The 18,061-nt window shown below is 36.0% G+C and carries 14 protein-coding genes; 7 read left to right on the top strand and 7 right to left on the bottom strand.

Going from position 1 to position 18,061, the window contains the following annotated elements:
• Nucleotides 1-243 precede the first annotated feature (243 nt).
• The 4 genes from RYK20_RS02690 to RYK20_RS02675 all read left to right on the top strand — a co-directional run bounded on the left by RYK20_RS02690 (nucleotide 244) and on the right by RYK20_RS02675 (nucleotide 5,798).
• Nucleotides 244-1,464 carry an HD domain-containing protein gene (locus RYK20_RS02690; protein ID WP_314894321.1) on the top strand — a complete coding sequence of 407 codons (1,221 nt, stop codon included), beginning with the start codon at nucleotides 244-246 and terminating at the stop codon, nucleotides 1,462-1,464.
• Between the two features lie 134 nt (nucleotides 1,465-1,598).
• Nucleotides 1,599-2,261: a GTP cyclohydrolase I FolE gene (gene folE / locus RYK20_RS02685; RefSeq protein ID WP_297980106.1), complete on the top strand. Its 663-nt coding sequence runs from the start codon at nucleotides 1,599-1,601 to the stop codon at nucleotides 2,259-2,261.
• Nucleotides 2,262-2,267: 6 nt separating this feature from the next.
• Nucleotides 2,268-4,601, top strand: coding sequence for a UvrD-helicase domain-containing protein (locus tag RYK20_RS02680; protein ID WP_314894320.1), 2,334 nt, complete (start codon nucleotides 2,268-2,270; stop codon nucleotides 4,599-4,601).
• Between the two features lie 213 nt (nucleotides 4,602-4,814).
• Nucleotides 4,815-5,798 (top strand): DUF4837 family protein, encoded by a 984-nt coding sequence (locus tag RYK20_RS02675; RefSeq protein ID WP_314894319.1) that lies wholly within the window; start codon nucleotides 4,815-4,817, stop codon nucleotides 5,796-5,798.
• 66 nt (nucleotides 5,799-5,864) lie between these two features.
• On the opposite strand, the gene RYK20_RS02670 is transcribed toward RYK20_RS02675, so the two are convergent.
• From RYK20_RS02670 to nadE, 3 genes are all read right to left on the bottom strand, one after another.
• Nucleotides 5,865-7,034, bottom strand: a complete 1,170-nt coding sequence (locus RYK20_RS02670; protein ID WP_314894318.1) for a serine hydrolase domain-containing protein — start codon at nucleotides 7,032-7,034, stop codon at nucleotides 5,865-5,867.
• Between the two features lie 111 nt (nucleotides 7,035-7,145).
• Nucleotides 7,146-9,239: a carboxy terminal-processing peptidase gene (locus RYK20_RS02665; protein ID WP_314894317.1), complete on the bottom strand. Its 2,094-nt coding sequence runs from the start codon at nucleotides 9,237-9,239 to the stop codon at nucleotides 7,146-7,148.
• Between the two features lie 114 nt (nucleotides 9,240-9,353).
• Nucleotides 9,354-10,139: an NAD(+) synthase gene (nadE, locus tag RYK20_RS02660; protein ID WP_311456336.1), complete on the bottom strand. Its 786-nt coding sequence runs from the start codon at nucleotides 10,137-10,139 to the stop codon at nucleotides 9,354-9,356.
• A gap of 188 nt (nucleotides 10,140-10,327) precedes the next feature.
• Between nadE and rpsU the strand changes: the two genes are divergently transcribed.
• The 3 genes from rpsU (at nucleotide 10,328) to RYK20_RS02645 (ending at nucleotide 11,815) form a co-directional block, all read left to right on the top strand.
• Nucleotides 10,328-10,522: a 30S ribosomal protein S21 gene (gene rpsU / locus RYK20_RS02655; protein ID WP_297980079.1), complete on the top strand. Its 195-nt coding sequence runs from the start codon at nucleotides 10,328-10,330 to the stop codon at nucleotides 10,520-10,522.
• A 65-nt stretch (nucleotides 10,523-10,587) separates the two neighbouring features.
• On the top strand, nucleotides 10,588-11,085 hold the full coding sequence (locus RYK20_RS02650) for a DUF6452 family protein (RefSeq protein WP_311456338.1): 498 nt from the start codon (nucleotides 10,588-10,590) through the stop codon (nucleotides 11,083-11,085).
• A complete protein-coding gene (locus RYK20_RS02645) occupies nucleotides 11,051-11,815 on the top strand; it encodes a DUF6048 family protein (RefSeq protein ID WP_311456340.1) in 765 nt (254 codons plus the stop codon). The genes RYK20_RS02650 and RYK20_RS02645 overlap by 35 nt, the downstream gene beginning before the upstream one ends.
• 34 nt (nucleotides 11,816-11,849) lie before the next feature.
• Here RYK20_RS02645 and RYK20_RS02640 read toward each other — a convergent pair whose 3' ends face one another.
• The 4 genes from RYK20_RS02640 to RYK20_RS02625 form a co-directional block, all read right to left on the bottom strand.
• Nucleotides 11,850-12,473, bottom strand: a complete 624-nt coding sequence (locus tag RYK20_RS02640) for a WbqC family protein (RefSeq protein WP_314894316.1) — start codon at nucleotides 12,471-12,473, stop codon at nucleotides 11,850-11,852.
• A gap of 2 nt (nucleotides 12,474-12,475) precedes the next feature.
• Complete coding sequence (gene lepB, locus RYK20_RS02635) at nucleotides 12,476-14,077, bottom strand: signal peptidase I (RefSeq protein ID WP_314894315.1); 1,602 nt, start codon at nucleotides 14,075-14,077, stop codon at nucleotides 12,476-12,478.
• Nucleotides 14,078-14,197: 120 nt separating this feature from the next.
• Entirely contained in the window at nucleotides 14,198-14,914 is a 717-nt protein-coding gene (gene ric, locus RYK20_RS02630) for an iron-sulfur cluster repair di-iron protein (protein ID WP_314801199.1), read from the bottom strand.
• Nucleotides 14,915-15,225: 311 nt separating this feature from the next.
• Nucleotides 15,226-18,036, bottom strand: a complete 2,811-nt coding sequence (locus RYK20_RS02625) for a 2-oxoglutarate dehydrogenase E1 component (RefSeq protein WP_314894314.1) — start codon at nucleotides 18,034-18,036, stop codon at nucleotides 15,226-15,228.
• Nucleotides 18,037-18,061: the final 25 nt, after the last annotated feature.

The raw sequence follows: 18,061 nt of genomic DNA, 5'->3' as shown, positions 1-18,061 counted from the left end.
ATATACAAAAAAAACAACCTTTGTCAAGGATTTCTACTTGGTTTAACGTATTCTTAATTCTTTGTTTTTCCCCTAACAAGAAACATAAAATTTTGGATATTTTCTCCTTTATCTATGAATAAAAGTGATAAAATCCTTTATATTTTAAGGATTCACAACAAGAAAATATAGTATTTTTAACGTAATTACCACTTGATTCCTGTGGTTAAATGTCGTACCTTTGCAGAAAGATAAAAAAGAAAAATGAATCCTCGTAACAAACTAAAAATCATCAATGATCCTGTATATGGTTTTATTCATATCCCCAACGCTTTTATCTTTGACCTAATAGAACATCCCTTTTTCCAACGCTTATGGCGTATCTCCCAAATGGGCTTATCACACTTGGTTTACCCTGGAGCTAAGCATACACGCTTTCATCACGCTTTAGGATGTATGTACCTGATGCAGAAAGCAGTACAAACACTTCGACACAAGCGAATCACTATCTCTGCCCAAGAGGAAGAAGCGCTTTACATCGCTATTTTACTACACGATATCGGGCACGGTCCTTTCTCCCACGCTATGGAACACAGCCTTGTAGAGGGAATCTCTCACGAGGAAATTTCCTTGGCTTTTATGCAAGAGTTGAACCGTATTTTCCCCGAAAAACTCTCTATTGCTATTGAAATTTTTCAAAAAAAATACCCAAAAGCCTTTATGAATCAGCTCGTCTCTAGCCAACTGGATATGGACAGGCTAGATTATCTCAAGCGAGATAGCTTTTATACAGGAGTAGGTGAAGGAAATATCAACTCCGAACGTATTATTGCAATGCTTACCGTGAAGGATGACACCTTAATTGTAGAAGAAAAAGGAATTTATTCCATTGAAGAATTTCTGGTGGCTCGTAGGCTGATGTATTGGCAAGTATATCTACACAAAACGAGTATTGGAGCGGAATTCCTCCTAATTAAGGTGCTTGAGCGAGTCAAAGAGCTTTATAAGGAGGGAAAACATCTCCCAATGACCCCTGCATTGGAATTTTTCGTACAGAACCATATCACTAAAGAACTTTTTGATTCAAAAGCATTGCAGTTATTTGCACAACTAGATGATTATGATATCATCTCTGGACTCAAGCAATGGCAATACAGTGATGATAAGGTACTTTCTAACCTCAGTTACAGGCTTCTTAACCGTGATTTGCTTCGTGTGAAGCTCTACAAAACACCTGTAACCGAGAAAGAAGTACAATCTCTCCTCCAGAAAGTAGCCAAGCAATATGATATTCCTCTTTCACTAGCTCATTACTTTGTTTTCACTGGAGAAATCTCTAATACAGCCTACCGAAAGGACGAACAAAATATTTTTATTCATACTAAAGAAAACCAAGTGGTGGATGTAACCATTGCTTCTGACCAGATGAACCTAGATGCACTAGCTACCAAAGTAACTAAGTACTACTTATGTAGCCCTAAGTAATAATTTCATACGCAGGCACACTTTTTCTCCTTGTGAAACAAGCAATTAACCATTGCTGATTAACAATTAACAATTAATAACTAGTAATTAATCATTTATTTTGTACTTTTGTCCCCTAAACAAACGAGAAATAAATGAATCCATCTGATGATTTTATTGGTGAAAACCACCTAAGTACTTCTGCAAAAACACCTTTACGTGCTGATGCCTTTGATCTTTCTGAAGAAGAAAAAATAGCTCGTATCGCTCAGTCTATGACTGACATTATGCATACCCTAGGGCTAGACCTCACGGATGACAGCCTTAAGGGAACCCCCTTACGTGTAGCCAAAGCTTATGTAAAGGAGCTCTTTGGAGGGCTGGATCCTAAGCGTAAGCCTAGCTCTTCTACCTTTGAAAATAACTACCAATATGGAGAAATGCTCATTGAGAAAAATATTGTTCTTTATTCCACCTGTGAGCATCATTTTCTACCTATTGTAGGACGTGCTCACGTGGGCTATATCTCCAATGGAAAAGTATTAGGACTTTCCAAAATGAACCGTATTGTAGATTATTTCGCACGACGTCCTCAGGTACAAGAGCGACTTACTATGCAAATCGTCCAAGAAATGCAACGTATCCTAGGCACTCAGGATGTCGCTTGTGTGATTGATGCCAAGCACTTATGTGTCAACTCTCGTGGAATTAAAGATATTGAGAGTAGTACCGTAACCGCTGAATATGGCGGACGCTTTCAGGATCCTATTGTAAGAAAAGAATTCCTAGAATATATTAAGCTCGAAACAAAATATTAGTACCCCGTGGAGAAGTACTTAGCAGAACTTAATGAGGCACAACGGGCTCCTGTAATTCATATGGATGGTCCTGTAATGGTGATTGCCGGAGCAGGATCTGGGAAAACACGTGTGCTTACCTATCGTATCGCTTACCTAATGCACCAAGGAGTTGATCCGTTCAATATCCTCGCGCTTACCTTTACCAATAAGGCTGCTCGAGAGATGAAAGAACGTATCGGGCGCATTGTAGGGCAAAGTGAAGCACGTAACCTCTGGATGGGTACTTTTCACTCCGTTTTTGCTCGTATCCTTCGTGAAGAGGCTCATAGGCTTGGCTTCCCAAGAGATTTTACCATCTATGACCAGCAGGACTCCCAAAGGCTTATAGCAACTATTATCAAAGAAATGGCTCTGGATAAGGATGTATATAAGTATAAGCAAATAGCCAATCGTATTTCTTCTTATAAGAATAACCTTATTACAGTAAAAGCATACTTTAATTCTCCCGAACTGATAGAAGCTGATGCGATGGCAAAGCAACCCAGATTAGGGGATATCTATCGCAATTATGTGGAACGATGCTTTAAGGCAGGTGCGATGGACTTTGATGACCTCCTGTTACGCACCAATGAACTCCTGAATGTATTCCCTGAAGTACTTGCTAAGTATCAGCTACGCTTCCGTTATATCCTTGTAGATGAGTATCAGGATACCAATCATTCCCAATACTTAATTGTACGTGCTTTGGCTGACCGCTTCCAGAATATCTGTGTGGTAGGTGATGATGCCCAGAGTATCTATGCTTTCCGTGGGGCAAATATTGATAATATTTTTAATTTCCAGAAAGACTATCCAAAAGTAGGAGTCTATCGCTTAGAACAGAACTACCGTTCTTCTAAAAATATTGTAGAAGCAGCGAACAATGTGATTGAACATAACAAAGCCCGTCTGGAAAAAATTGTATGGACTGCTAATCCTGAAGGAGCTCCCATTAAGGTACATCGTAGTCCCACCGATGCTGATGAAGGACGCTTTGTGGCAAGCTCCATTTTTGAAGAAGCAATGCAACACCAGCGCTCCTATGGGGATTTTGCCGTTCTCTATCGTACCAACTCACAGTCCAGAGCTATAGAGGACGCTTTAAGAAAACGTGATATTCCTTATCGTATCTATGGAGGGCTTTCTTTCTACCAACGAAAGGAAATTAAGGATATTCTTGCTTATTTCCGCTTGGTAGTCAATGAAAACGATGAAGAAGCTCTTAATCGTATCATCAACTTCCCTGCCAGAGGTATTGGGGACACAACCTTAGAGAAGCTTACCCTTTGTGCCAACGAATTTAAGTTACCGGTATTCTCCATCATTAAAAATCTAGAACTGATGGACTATGGACTGAGGATTAATAGTAATACTCGCAATAAGCTCATTGAGTTTGCCAATATGATTCTGAGCTTCCGTATAATGCTTCAGTCCTATGATGCTTTTTCCCTTGCTGAGCATATAGCCAAACGGACAGGAATCCTAAATGAATTTAAGAAAGATGGTACTCCTGAAGGAATTGAACGTATGCAGAATATTGAAGAACTCCTCAATGGGATTCGTGATTTCGTAGAAGGACAAAAAGAGGTAGATGAAGCCACTGGCTCCCTTACCGAATTTCTTCAAGAGGTAGCTCTCGCCACTGACCTAGACAAGGAAGTTGAGGATGATAATCGGGTATCCCTGATGACCATTCACCTTGCCAAAGGACTTGAGTTCCCTTATGTATTCATTGTAGGTATGGAAGAGGACTTATTCCCCTCTGCACTAAGCCAAAATACACGTACCGAACTAGAAGAAGAACGACGCTTATTCTATGTAGCTCTCACTCGTGCCGAGAAGCAAGCTTTCCTTACCTATACCGAAAGTCGTTACCGATGGGGGAAACTAATGGATGCTGAGCCCAGTCGATTTATTGATGAGATTGATGACCGTTATCTAGAATATCTCTCCTCCAAAGAAAGCTACCGCTATAAGCCCTTACTCAATTTTGATGCTTTTGAACGACCTGTAGATAAAAGCAAATTGCGCCAACAGAAACCCACTAATAGCCCTCCTCCCACTTACAAAAAACCTAAAGAGGAAGAACTCAAAAAATTACGCCTACAAAAGCCCGAACAAGCCAAACCTGTACACATAGGAGATATCCCTAAAGTAACTGTAGGGGATATCTTACTACACGAACGTTTTGGAAAAGGAACAGTTACTGAATTAGAAGGGACTGGAACTGATCGCAAAGCAAAAGTACGCTTTGAGAATGGAGGTGAAAAGACACTCATTCTGCGTTTTGCAAAGTTTAAAATTATCAATCCCTCGTAGCCTAACGCTTATTAAGAACAAAAAATTATTCATTTGAGGATAGTTATTCTTTCTGATATTTATAAATTGAAAGATAATAGACATTCATTATCAACAAATTACACAAAACTACATTTTTACATATTTTTATTTACGTTAAAAAAAATATAATTTATTTCAAAAAAGCATTTTTGGAACAATATTCGCTGTATAAATAGTTCAATGGGTTTTGATATGAAGAAAATTGTTCTAAGTATTCTTATAGGGATACTTGTCATAGCTTGTAATGATGAGAAAAAAAAGACGAAATACCTTCCTCAATCTGTAGGAAGTATTAATTCTGTAACCATTGTGATGGATCCTCAGCTATGGGGAGGGGTTGTTGGAGACAGTTTAAGGCATTATTTTGCCCAGCCTGTCGAGGAGATTTCAGGAGCAAGAGAGCCACTTTTTGACATTCAACAGATTCCACAAGAAGTATTCAAGGGAATGACACGTGCAAGCCGAAATATCCTAATCGTAACCACTGACACACAGAATCATTTTGGTATCCAAGATACTCTTTTTGCAAAACCTCAAAAAGTAGCTTTCCTCATAGGAGAAACTACAGATGACCTCATTAGTGAAATCAAGCGTTTTGCTCCCGAAATTATCTTTTCTTTTAAGGAAAACGAAATGTTAGAGGTAAGAAATCGCTTTAAAAACACACTGAATAAAGATGATTTATTGGAACGAAAGTTACATATACACCTCACATTCCCTTCCTTATATAATATTGTCAAGCAAGAGAATAATTTTTTCTGGCTTGAGAGAAAAGTGAAGAATGGCACTTCAAATATCCTCATCTATGAAGTCCCTAAAAGCAAAATCTGCTCAGATGACAGCAATTGCACCAAAGAACTTATCCGTATGAGAGACTCTATAGGAGCTCAATATGTACCTGGCCCTGAAGAAGGTATGTATATGATTACCAGTACTGCCTTTGCCCCTACTTACAAAAAAACAGTCATAAATAATTATCCTACCATTGAAAGCAAGGGCTTATGGGAAGTGAAAGATTTTGTCCTAGGAGGCCCCTTTAGTAACTATATTATTGAGGACCCTACAAGAGACCGTTGTATTGTGATAGAAGGATTCATCGCTGCCCCTGGTACTTCCAAGCGAGACTTGCTCTTTGAACTAGAGACTATTATTAAATCTATCAAGTTTATTAATTAAAAAGGTTATTCTACTTATTGGTTTTTCCATCAAATATAGAACCTCTTTCACACCGATTTTTTAAGATTATTGGGATATTTTTTGTGTATCTTCTTGTATAATAATAGGATAGTTATTAGTTATATATTCCTTATAGCTAGCTCCCTTTATTATACAATCCATTATCCGATGCATATATTTCCCTATAGAAGGGTTAGTTGTATTGAATAAAAAGGTAAAAACTAACTCTTCCTTAGGATATACATAGAACCACGCATATCCTCCTATTCCGTTACCTATGTGACCATAATAAGTACGCCCATTCCAATCCGCTGTAGATTGCCAGCCTATGCCATAACCTGTCTCTTGTCCTGAGTTTAATCGTTGAGAGGTAAGCATCTCTTCCTGATAAGCTGGCTTTAGGAGCCCGCCACTAAGAATAGCTTGTCCTAATAGGTTCACATCATAAGCTGTAGAGAGGAATCCTCCTCCACCCAACTTAAAGAAATTATTCACCTCTGTAGCTTTCCTAAAACGATTTTTCTTATCCATAGCATAAGGAATAGACTGATTAGGAGAGAGCCCTCCCATATCAGGAAAAGTATGAAACATTCCTATAGGCTGAAGAACATTCTGTGTTACATACCACTCAAAAGGCTCTTTCACAGCTTCTTGCATTGCTAAAGAAATGAGATTGAAGTCATAACTATTATAATAATATTTCGTTCCTGGTTCAAATAGTAAAGGATCATTAGCGAAAACGCCTATCCCATCATGAATACTCATAAACTCATTTAAGAATACTTCTTTTCCCTTATAGGCTCTTATCCCTGCTAGATGTCCTGCTAATTGTTTTATAGTGAAATCATAAGCTTTTTCAGGAAAATAAGGCACATAATCATACAGCGAACAGTTCCAATCTATCCAACCTTGCTCTTGCATCTTGGTGAGAGATACTCCTGTCAAAGGCTTAGACACACTTGCTATTCTATAAAGGGTTTCTCTTGTATTTACAGGAATTTTGTTCTCTATATCTGCGTAGCCATATCCTTTTTCCCATATAGAAAAGCCTTTTTTAGTAACACAAACAGAAATACTTGGGGAGTAACCTTCTTGTAGAAGATAATGTACCACCATTTCAGCTTGTTGAATTCCTTTTTCTAGAGAATTTATATTGGATATATCTTCCGAAAATAATTGCTTTTCAGTAATATTTTGTGAAAACAATTGCTGTATAAAAGCAAAAAATGACATCATTATTATATTTTTTATCTTCATAACCTAATTATTTTATCTTTACAGAAAAAACGCTCCAAAGATTGTATCTTTAAAGCGTTAAAAACTCAAAATATGATATGTAAACTCATTTTATTTTAATAAATCATTCAATACAGAGACCGCTTCCTCTACATAAATATCCTTTTGAAGACTTTCATGCCAGCGATCACGACGAAGTTTTACATCCTCATTTTCTTTTGCTTTTTGTTCTTCACTTGGCAAAGAAGAGAATTCTAATGGAGATTTATATTCTGTTATCTCTTTGAATTTTTTTGTCATAGCTTCACTTTCCTCTACTTGTTTCTTGTAAGTAGCATAGTTAAGAGAATAAGTATTTTCTTCTCTTTGTTTTTGTACCCATCGTGCATTTTCATCTACAAGTTTAAATAACTTATTACTCTGAATACGTTTTTTACTATTTTCGATAGCCTGAGGAAATTTTTTATTATCAGTCCAGTGATTATAAGAGGCTTGCCCAATCTCATCCCAAGGCATAGGATTTTCTAATTCTCTTTCTCCTACCTTAATATACTGATAACGATCAGGAATAACTATATCACTATTAACCCCCTTAAGCTGTGTAGAGCCTCCATTTATACGATAGAACTTCTGGCGAGTGAGCTTTATAGCTCCCAAATCACCTAAAGAACTATTGCGGACTTCTCTATTTAGGTCTATAAGTTCTTGAACTGTTCCTTTTCCATAAGATTGTTTGCTACCAAGAATAATAGCACGTCCATAATCCTGCATTGCTGCAGCAAGAATTTCTGAAGCTGATGCTGAAAGTTCGTTGATTAAAATAATCAAAGGTTTATCCCATTGCAATCCTCTGTCTGTATCACGGAGTATTTGTACATTTCCATTAGCATCCCTCACCTGTACTACAGGACCATCTTTGATAAATAAGCCTGCTATTTCTACAACTTTTGCTAATGAACCTCCTCCATTATTACGTAAGTCTACAATGAGTCCATCTACATTCTCTTTCTTGAGCTTAGCTATTTCCAACGCCATATCAGAAGCTGAATTACGCTCACGTACATCTTTGAAATTTACATAGAAAGTAGGCAGATTTATAATTCCATACTTATTATCTTTGCTCTTAATGATGGCTGACTTAGCAAAGGTTTCTTCTATCTCTACTATATCTCGGATGATAGAAACCACCTGAATAGTTCCATCTAAACGCTTTACGGTAAGTTGTACTTCAGTTCCTTTTTTTCCTTTAATGAGCTTCACTGCATTCTCTAGTCGCATTCCTATTACATCTACAGGAATTTTATTAGGCTCTCCTACCTTGAGTATCAAATCACCTACTTCAAGTAATTTTCCTTTCCATACAGGACCTCCCATTATAATATCAGAGATACGTATTCCATCGGATTTTTTCTGTAATACAGCTCCTATTCCTTCAAATTTACCTGACATATCTCTATCAAAACGTTCCTTTATATCAGGAGCCATATAGCTTGAATGAGGATCTGTAGCCTCTACATAACTATTAAGATAAATACCAAACCAATCATTCTCTGTAAGGTCTTTGTAAGACATGAACATTTCTTCAAAGGCTTTGGCGGTAGCTTCTATAGCCTCCTTTTTAAGTTCTTCTTCTTTCTTTACAATATATTTAGAATCCTTTTCTTTTTTTGTCTGCTCTTCTTTTTGCTTAATAATCAAGTTCGATAGAATAGAATACTTGATAAGCTTGCGCCAATGCTCACGGAGGGCTTCTTGGTTCTTTGGATAAGGATTTTTTTCATAATCCAGATTGATAGATTCATTTTTAGAAAATTCATAAGAGCCCTTAAGTAGTTCTACTGAAAGCTTATTTGCCTCTTCTATTCTTTGTTGTAAGCGCTTATAAGTAAGATTGAAGAATGAAATATCCATCTTCTTTAGATCATCATCTAATTGAGTTTCACTTTTCTTAAACTCATCTATATCAGATTCTATAAAATAACGTTTTTGAGGGTCTAAATACTGAAGATATCCCTTGAAAACTCTTTTGGAATAAGTATCATCTAATGACTGCCTATCATAATGTCCTCGAGATATCATATATTGGATAATTTCCATCAGAAGTTTCTCCTTATCTGCTGATTGTTCAAATTTTTTATCTGTAAAACTACAGGAAGCAAAGGAAATAATTCCTAAAAAGAAAAGAATAAAAATATTTTTTTTCATTGGTTTGTTTAATAATTGGCAAAGATAATAATTTATTACAAGAACAAAATATATTTTATATTTTTTAACTATTCAAATAAAATCCATTAAACACAAACGGCATTTATTTGATTATCAATTATTTATATATTCTTTAGGTATCTTACAAATAGGAATAGGATTCATTTTATGCTGATTAATACGGTTCAATCTTCTGAAAATAGAAAGTACTTGCTTTTCTCTGAGAGAAAGTCCATCCTCTTCACTCTTGTTTTCTGAAAATTTCATTGCCCACTCTAGCTCATCATAGGAAGCTCCTAGCTGATCTTCATCTGTACGATTATCCCCAAAGAGTCCATCTGTAGGAGCTGCCTGACGAATCTCAGGTAATATATCTAAATACTCTGCTAGCTTATAGACCTCACTTTTCATCAAATCAGCAATGGGACTTACATCTACTCCTCCATCACCATATTTGGTAAAAAAACCTACTCCAAAATCTTCTATTTTATTACCTGTCCCTACTACCATATATCCATACAAGCCCGCAAAATAATAAAGAGTTGTCATTCTAAGCCGAGAACGTGTATTAGCAAGAGCTAAGTCATTCCCCTGAACTGGAGGAATCTGAGCAACAAATTCTTCGAAAACAGAGGTAAGCTCCACTTCTAAACTTTTCACATTTGAATACCTCTCCTTGAGGAATTCAATATGCCTTTTTCCTCTACTGACCTGGTTAGGAGCTTGATGGATAGGCATTTCCAAGCATAAAACTGGCTTACCTGTTCTGGCACACAAGGCTGAAACTACAGCCGAGTCAATTCCTCCTGAGATACCAATAACCATCCCCTTAATTCCTGTTTGTTCTATATAATCAGAAAGCCAACCAACGATATGTTCTGCTACTTTAGGTATATTCATTTTTATAGAATTAAAGGCACAAAAGTAGAGATAATTCCTGAACTTTACAAGAAGAATTTCTACATTATGAGCCCTATATTTTTGCTTATCTTTAAGAATTAGTGATAATATAAAAAAATAAAAATATTTTTGTAAAAACGAAAAATAGTTGTATCTTTGCGCCCGTAAATGAAAGGAGGTGTTACACTATGCTTATTATACCAGTAAAAGAAGGAGAAAATATTGATAGAGCCCTAAAGCGTTACAAAAGAAAATTTGATCGCGTAGGAATTGTACGGGAGCTTCGTGCACGTCAGCACTTTACTAAGCCCTCTGTGCTTCGTCGTAACGTAATCCAAAGAGCGGAATTCATCCAGCAATTAAGAGATTCAGAAGAAATATAACATTTCTTTTTAATAAGAAAAAGTCCCTGTTTTTCAGGGATTTTTTTATATAAAATAATTCAATAATGAAACAATTTTTATTTTTGTTTGTCTTACTTTTTCTCATTAGTTGCGAAAGTGATGATATCTGTACCGATAATGTAGTTACTCCTCGCCTTATTGTACGTATCTATGATAAGGATGCTCCTCGTAGGACAAAACCTGTAAATAATCTGTTGGTCATTGGAAAAGACCAAAATAGACCCATACAACCTATCTCTACAACTGATTCCTTAGCTCTTCCTCTAAGGCTAACTTCTGGAGAATCTTCCTTTATTCTTGTAAAAGATGCCGTGGTAGATAGTAGAGGGAACCTTACTCGTGGTACCCAAGTAGCCCTAAAAATCAATGCTAATGCCTCACAAATATTTTCAGATAAAGGCTGTGGCTACAAAATTATATATGACCAAATTACAGCTACCTCCGACTCTATCTCTGGTAATATTCCTTGGATTAATCGAGTACAAGTAATGTTTAGAAAAATAGAAAATGAAAAACAAGCTAGCATTCGTATTTTTTATTAGTTTATATTGTTGTTTTCCTAGCATTTCTCAAGAAAAACCACTTAAAGAAGCAAAGGAAACTATAAAAAAGGAAGAAAATAACGAAAAAACCTATTACCAACAATATGGATTACGCCTTGGTGCTGATATTACCAAGCCTATTCGATCTTTTCTTGACAAAAATTATCAAGGATTAGAAATTGTTGGGGATTATAGATGGAATTATCGTTATTATTTTGCTGGAGAAGTCGGAAAAGAACGTAAATCTAGCCATACAGACTATTTTGATTTTACAACTAATGGGCAATACATTAAGCTAGGAGTAGATTATAATTCCTATACCAACTGGTATGGAATGGAGAATATGATTTATTTTGGAGGGCGTTATGGATTTTCCACTTTTAACCAAGAGGTGACAGGCTATACCCTACATACTCTTCACAATTATTGGAATGAATCGGTTATAGGAACACAATCTGATATTCTTACAACTTATAAAGGACGTACTGCTCACTGGTTAGAAGCTATCTTAGGAATGAAAGTAGAGCTCTTTAAGCACTTCTATGCTGGTGCCTCTGTAAGGTTCAGTTTTTTATTATATCAACAGAAAAATGATTTCCCTAACTTCTGGATACCAGGGGTACAACGTGTATGGGAAGGAAGTAAGTTCGGTATTAATTATAATTACACTCTTTCCTATATGATTCCTCTTTATAAGAAAACTAAAGAAAAAACATACAAAGCTCCTTAAATAAAAATGACACCCTTGATGAGTGTCATTTTATCTATTTGATGCTTATCTTTTCCTTCAAATAACTTAAGGTATGATTTCCTTCGTGGAAAAGCAAATCTAGAACACTTAACTGCGCTACAAATCCATATTTATCGGAAAATATCTGATAATAAGGCTCCTGCTCTATAGAATGTGTTTTTTTTGCATTAGAAAGATAGCGAAAATCACTTACTTGGTCATAATTTTCTTGATATTGAGTAGTTTCTTCCCATGTTACAGAACAATGTAAGCAGTCCAAGAGAACTTCTATTGTTTTGAGATTCAAATCTAACAAAAAAGTATAGGCTTGCTCAAATATAGGAGCTATCTTATCTTCATAATATTCAAAATAAGGAGAGGTTCGGTAGGCTGTTTGTAAAGTTTTCCAATGGATTTTCTGCCACGATACACTGTTATCTACCCTTACTTCCTTATAGAACTGACGCCCTGTATCCCCTCCTGTATGCAAAATAGGGACTGTAAGAATCTGTTTGCCATTTGCCCCATAGATGTAGGTACGATTCCGAAAAGTCTGTTTCTGATAATTATCCGATACTTCTAACAGACATTGTTCCTTCACCAAAAGAGAAAAGGAGGCTATGGTAGGAAAATAGGTAGGATGTAATAAAACTTTCATTGTTATGATTTTTTAGCTTTTCCTCCGTATTTTTTCTTATATACCTCGTAGCCAATGTAACCCAATATTCCTAGTCCTAATACCCAATAAAGATAAGAGACAGGTTCCCCCTCTCCATTTACAGTAGTAAAGAGTCGGTTCCAACGAATTTTATCAAGACCAGAAGCATTTGCATCCCAACTCATCCAGATAAGAACAGGTTTTCCTACAATATGATCAAAAGGAACAAATCCCCAATAACGACTATCCTCAGAATTATGACGATTATCCCCCATCATCCAATAATAATTCTGTAGGAATGTATAAGTATTTGCCTTTTGTCCATTAATAAATATATCACTCCCTTGTACAGACAACTCATTACCTTCATATTCTGCAATAATACGCTTATACAAAGGTAGATTTTCTATAGATAGTTGTATAGTTTTTCCTTGAGCAGGGATTTCTACTGGACCAAAATTATCTTCACTCCAAGAATAATTCTTGCTATGAGGAAAAATAGCAGGATTATACTCTCTAGGAGCTAATATCTTACTCACATTTTTTATATGAGGTAATTGACGTATTTTTTCAGCTACTTCATCTGTAGCTGATTGTACAATGAATTCAGTTGGGCTACTAAATCCTGAAGCATCAGTCACACTAAAGTTTTGGAATAAAAGAACTGGTAGAAGTTGTTCTGCTGTATATTGCCTTCCATACAAATTAACCAAATAGTCCCTGAATTCAGGAGCTGTTTCTACTCTGTAGGAAGTTTGTAGCTTAGCTCTTATTGGATAAGTTTCTTTTTTATCATTAATAAAAACTTCTCCATCACGTATTTCAAATTTATCTCCAGAAATAGCTACTGCTCTCTTCACATAATGAGATTTCTTATCTACAGGTTTGTATGCGTGAATACCTGAAGGATCACGGAAGAATCGCACTGTATCAGTAGGCCAATTGAAAACTACTATATCATTTCTTTTTACTTTTTCTATAGCAGGTAATCGTAAATAAGGCAACTGAGGTTGAGGTAAATAGGATCTGGTCTTTAATACAGGAATTGTATCATGTACCATAGGCATAGAAAAAGGTGTCATAGGCAAACGTGCTCCATAATGGAACTTACTTACAAAAAGAAAGTCCCCCACTAGAAGTGTTTTCTCTAGAGATGAAGTAGGAATAGTATAAGGCTGAATAAAATAGGTATGAATAGTAGAAGCCGCTACTACTGCATAAAGAATACCATTAAGCCAAGAAGGGACATTTTCTGCTATAATAGCCTCATTCTTACCCAAATATTGTGTTTTAGTCAAATAAGTTACATAAGAAAGATAAATCCCTAAAGTAAGCACTGCGAGAAGAGTATAACGCTTTTGGCGATAACCAAAAACATGTAACCATTCATAGGCTAGTACAATTGCCATAATATTCCCTATTACAGGTAAATATACTAAGAATATCCACCACCAAGGTCGCTGAATAATTTTGAAAAGAATAAGCATATTCCACACTGGTACAAAGGCTTGCCAAGCTTTGTAGCCTGCCTTTTGATAGCCTTTCCACAATAATACACCCTGCAAGAGTGCAACTCCTAAGAAAACAATAAGGTATGTTACCATAAATCACTTGTATTTGGTGTGCAAAGGTAGCACTATTTATAATGTAAAACAAAAAAACTACTTAGATTTTTTCCAAGTAGTTTCTCTCCTTAAATTAAATTGCTATGAGTTATTAAGTATTTACTTCATTTTTTTCTCTAGTGCAATTGCCTTAGGGAATAAGATATTATTCTCTAAGTGAATATGACGGTGAAGGTCATTCTCAAATTCCTCTAACATTGCATAAGTAACTTTGTAGGTATTACAAGCATCTGCTGGAGGTAAATAGCCACTAGTAAGCTTTGCTATATTTGCAAAACGATCACCCTCTACAGTATGCTCATGTTTCATCATTTCAATAGGGTTCTCTACTGTTCCAAAATGAGTAGCTTCTAAAGGTTCTCCTGTTTGAGAGGCTTTTACAAGTTTTTCTATGAAAGGAAACAATACTCGTTCTTCTTTTTGTAAGTGTTCTGATAGGTCATGAGCACTTTCTGTGAAAAGCTGATTAATCTCAAAAAGCTCAGGATGTCTATCTCCATGTACTTTACAAAGTTTGTCCAAGAATTGTAATAAAATAGGTGTTTTTTCCCTTACATATTCGTGATGTATTTTTACTATATAGTTTGCTAAAAGATCAAGAGGCCAACCTGTTACATCTACAGTATCTCCATTTCCGCTAGGCAAGGAGGAAAGTTCGTCTATAAGTTGCTCCTCTAGAACTTTTTTCTTCTCACAAGCCTCTTCTATTGTTCTTCCTCCTCGACAACAAAAATCAATCCCATGTTTTTTAAAAATTGCTGCAGTACGAAAATCTGCCGCTACAATTTCTCCAATTGTTTTATTTGTATAATCCATTCTTTTATTTTTTTGCAAAGGTATGATTTTTTTTGATACCAAACAATAAAAAATATATCAAAGTCTTTTTTTAATAAATTATTTACAACAAATAAAATTATAAAATTTTGATATACAATAATTAAAAATTTTTAAAGAATATATTTTTAACATATAATAACATTATTAAAATTCTCAAAAAGCAAAACAAATCAAAAATATCATATTTCAAAAATTATAGATAATATCTATAATATGAAAATATATTATAAAAAAAAAAAGAAGTTGTCTTAAAAAGACAACTTCTCCTTTATTCAAAAAAATTATATTCTCTATTTATTAGGAGAGAACACCTTATTAATAGCCTCCTGATGGCGAGCTTTATGGCGAGCTGGGCTACCTGGGGCAGGAGCCGCGTAAGCATTCATTGCAGCTAATCTCCACTTCACTAAGTCAAAGTTCATTAGCATATAAGCATAAGCTCCCATATTCTTAGGATCTTCCTGTGCCCACACATAATCTGTTACATTAGGATAACGGGCTATGACTTCTTTTAATTGCTCTACAGGCAATGGGAATAATTGCTCTATACGTACTAACGCAACATCTTGCCTATTCAGTTTCTCACGTTCAGCTAACAAATCATAATAAAAACGACCTGAACAGAATACAAGAGTACGTACTTCTTGAGGATTTACTTGGGCATCATCAATAACCTCTTGGAAATAGCCATTAGTAAGTTCCTCAATAGAAGAAATCACCAAAGGATGTCTTAGCAAGCTCTTAGGAGAACAAGCTATAACAGGTTTTCTGAAAGGAGCTTTAAGCTGACGGCGAAGCAAATGATAGATATTGGCTGGGGTGGTACAATTGGTTACAAACATATTCTGTGAAGCACATAATTGTAGGTAACGTTCCAAGCGGGCAGAAGAGTGTTCCGCTCCTTGTCCTTCATATCCGTGAGGTAACAACATTACTAAACCACTTTGGTTTTTCCATTTATCTTCCCCGCAGGAGATATATTGATCTATCATAATCTGGGCTCCATTGGCAAAATCTCCAAACTGTGCTTCCCAGATGGTAAGAGTCTGTGGTGTAGTGAGTGCATAACCATATTCGAAGCCAAGGACTCCATATTCAGAAAGTAAAGAGTTAAATGATCTAAATGTTCCTCCTCCAAGCTCTTTGATTCGTGACAAAGGAATTATTTCTTCCTCTGTATCTTCTGTCTTAATCACAGCGTGTCTATGAGAGAAAGTTCCTCTTCCTACATCCTCTCCTGAGATACGTACATCGTGTCCTTCAGACAAAAGCGTAGCAAAGGCTAAATGCTCTGCAAGTCCCCAATCTACTTTTTGTTGCTCAAAATACAGATTATTTCTTTCTTTAATAATTTTAGAAATCTTATTAATGAATTTCTTATCTTCAGGAAGTACTGTAATAAGTGCTGCTAATTGGTCTAGCTTTTCTCTTGAAAAAGAAGTATCCACTCGCAAAAGCATATCTTGCTGAGAAGCTATATGATCAAAGCCTTGCCATTCATTTTGCATAAAAGGATTAATAATGGTAAGGTCTTTTAAGCGTGAAGCCTCTAGTTCTGTATCTAAGTGATTGCGATAGTTTTCCTCATAGGCTTCTATTTCTTTAGGGGTAATTACACCTTGATTAACTAATTTTTCTGTATATATTACAGTAGGATTCTTGTGAGTTCCGATGAGTTTGTATAAAGAAGGTTGAGTAAATCTAGGTTCATCACCTTCATTATGTCCATATTTTCGGTATCCTATAACATCTATGAAGACATCTGTTCCGAAAGTCATACGATAATCAAGAGCAAATAAGAAAGCTCGAACAACAGCCTCTGTATCATCTGAATTCACGTGAAGTACAGGAGCTTGGAATCCTTTGGCTATATCTGTACAATAAGTAGTAGAACGAGAATCAGAAGGATTGGTTGTAAATCCTATTTGGTTATTAATTACCACGTGAACAGTTCCGTGAGTAGTGTAACCCTTCAAGCGTTCCATCTGCATTACTTCATATACAATTCCTTGTCCTGCAACTGCAGCATCACCGTGAATGACTATCGGCAATACCTGCGAAGGCTTATCTGCATAGTGAATATCCTGCTTAGCACGAGCAATTCCTTCAAGAACAGAAGCAACTGTCTCCAGATGTGAAGGATTAGGAGCTAAGTTCAACAATACTTCTTTACCCTTTGTAGTTGTTCTTAAGGAAGTAAGCCCCAAGTGATACTTCACATCACCATCAAATTCTGGGTTTTCATAATCTTTTCCATCAAACTCAGAAAAAACATCCTGTAGATTCTTTCCTAATATATTGATAAGCATATTAAGCCTTCCTCTATGAGCCATTCCTATAACTACTTCTTTTACATCTTTCTCATTAGCTGCTAGCTCAATAAGTGCATCTATAGCAGGAATAACCGCTTCATTTCCCTCCAAAGAGAAACGTTTCTGCCCTACATATTTATTATGAAAGAAATTCTCTAATGCTGTAGATTCAGCTAATTTCTGTAGGATACGCACCTTTTCTTCTTTTGTGAAATCTTTAAGAAAATCGGTAGCATAGAGCTTATTCTGAATCCATTCCTTTACCTTAAAGGATTCTATATAATCAAATTCTATTCCTATGGACTGGGTAAATGTATCCTCTAATTTTTTGATAATCAATGAAAGTGGAGAAGGTTGGAGTTGAAGCTCCTTCGCTGCATCAAAGACAGTGTTCAAGTCAGCCTGAGTGAATCCAAAATTCTCTATAGCCAAGGCAGGCTCATAAGAAGGACGCTGAGTGATCGGACTTATCTTAGCAAAGAGATGCGCTCTCTGTTGGTAAGCCTTGATAAGGTTCAGTACTCTCAATTCTTTTTCTACCTTATCTGATATGGGGAGAGATACTTGTGCTGAAGCTACCACAGGAGTGGAAACCTCACGTGATTGTGATTGAGCTAATACCACTTCTTCCTCGAAGAAATCCTCTCCATAGTTCTCACGAGCAAAATCAAATCCTTGAAAAAAAGCTCGCCAACTCGCCTCTACAGAGTCTGGGTTCTCCACATATTGGTCATATAAATCTGCAAAAAACTGTGTATTTGCAGCATTTAGGAAAGAATATTTATCCATAAGGGAATAATTTTTTTATAAAAAC

The organism is uncultured Capnocytophaga sp. (assembly GCF_963525585.1).
In the GTDB taxonomy this organism is placed as follows: Bacteria; Bacteroidota; Bacteroidia; order Flavobacteriales; family Flavobacteriaceae; genus Capnocytophaga.
Note: the sequence above shows the minus strand (reverse complement) of the source record. Positions and strands in the feature narration are given on the sequence as shown.

Coding starts and splice junctions, on each gene's coding strand:
- RYK20_RS02625 (WP_314894314.1), bottom strand. CDS start 18,036: ATGGATAAATATTCTTTCCTAAATGCTGCAAATACACAGTTTTTTGCA.
- nadE (WP_311456336.1), bottom strand. CDS start 10,139: ATGAATATACCTAAAGTAGCAGAACATATCGTTGGTTGGCTTTCTGAT.
- RYK20_RS02665 (WP_314894317.1), bottom strand. CDS start 9,239: ATGAAAAAAAATATTTTTATTCTTTTCTTTTTAGGAATTATTTCCTTT.
- RYK20_RS02645 (WP_311456340.1), top strand. CDS start 11,051: ATGAAAAACAAGCTAGCATTCGTATTTTTTATTAGTTTATATTGTTGT.
- RYK20_RS02690 (WP_314894321.1), top strand. CDS start 244: ATGAATCCTCGTAACAAACTAAAAATCATCAATGATCCTGTATATGGT.
- RYK20_RS02670 (WP_314894318.1), bottom strand. CDS start 7,034: ATGATGTCATTTTTTGCTTTTATACAGCAATTGTTTTCACAAAATATT.
- folE (WP_297980106.1), top strand. CDS start 1,599: ATGAATCCATCTGATGATTTTATTGGTGAAAACCACCTAAGTACTTCT.
- RYK20_RS02650 (WP_311456338.1), top strand. CDS start 10,588: ATGAAACAATTTTTATTTTTGTTTGTCTTACTTTTTCTCATTAGTTGC.
- RYK20_RS02640 (WP_314894316.1), bottom strand. CDS start 12,473: ATGAAAGTTTTATTACATCCTACCTATTTTCCTACCATAGCCTCCTTT.
- RYK20_RS02675 (WP_314894319.1), top strand. CDS start 4,815: ATGAAGAAAATTGTTCTAAGTATTCTTATAGGGATACTTGTCATAGCT.
- rpsU (WP_297980079.1), top strand. CDS start 10,328: ATGCTTATTATACCAGTAAAAGAAGGAGAAAATATTGATAGAGCCCTA.
- lepB (WP_314894315.1), bottom strand. CDS start 14,077: ATGGTAACATACCTTATTGTTTTCTTAGGAGTTGCACTCTTGCAGGGT.
- ric (WP_314801199.1), bottom strand. CDS start 14,914: ATGGATTATACAAATAAAACAATTGGAGAAATTGTAGCGGCAGATTTT.